General features: G+C 56.5%; 1 protein-coding gene and 1 pseudogene. Both read left to right on the forward strand.

Annotation, left to right across the window (positions count from 1 at the left end; translation table 11 throughout):
- Nucleotides 1-342 (forward strand): annotated as a pseudogene (locus EN780_RS39420) (XRE family transcriptional regulator); the annotation flags it as partial.
- On the forward strand, nt 329-579 hold a 251-nt coding region (locus EN780_RS36915), incomplete at its 3' end, for a hypothetical protein (RefSeq protein ID WP_128276626.1). The pseudogene EN780_RS39420 and the gene EN780_RS36915, both read left to right, overlap by 14 nt.

Genomic DNA, 579 nt, shown 5'->3' on the forward strand with positions numbered 1-579 from the left:
GTTTATAATCGCTACGAAAACGCGGTTTCGCGGCTGACTGTCGGCCGGCTCCTTCACATCTGCGAAGTGCTAAGCATTTCACCGGTTGAGATCCTGTACCCGGTCGCGCCGCATCTTTGGGGTGAAGACCAGGCCGAAGCGGAAACTCGTATGGCGATCGTTGAAAAGCTGGCGAATTTCGACGGGCTCACGCTTCAAGCCATTCTGAGCTTTCTTCACCACCTGAAGACGAAGGAGACTGACGACGGCGGCAACGGCTATGACGGCGCGGCGCCAGCCGCGCCCTTATTCACTTCTGCTGTTCATGGTGCAAACGGGAGTGACATTCATGGCGGCAAGTAACAAGCGGCTCATGAAGGCGAGCGAGGTTCCGGCGTTTGTTGATGCGATCATCAAGGCAGGCTGCGACATCTGCGCCATCGGCCATCACGGATATGTGCTCGGGGACGTCGACCTGTCGGCGGCAGAACAGGAAGTTGTCATGCCGAAGGTAAAGAAGATCGAGGAAACTTACGGCGATCGCGATTTCCTCATGCTGGAAATCGTTACCTACCTGCGATCGATCGGCCGGTATCTGGA

The organism is Mesorhizobium sp. M4B.F.Ca.ET.089.01.1.1, assembly GCF_004022605.1.
GTDB classification, from domain to species: domain Bacteria; phylum Pseudomonadota; class Alphaproteobacteria; order Rhizobiales; family Rhizobiaceae; genus Mesorhizobium; species Mesorhizobium abyssinicae.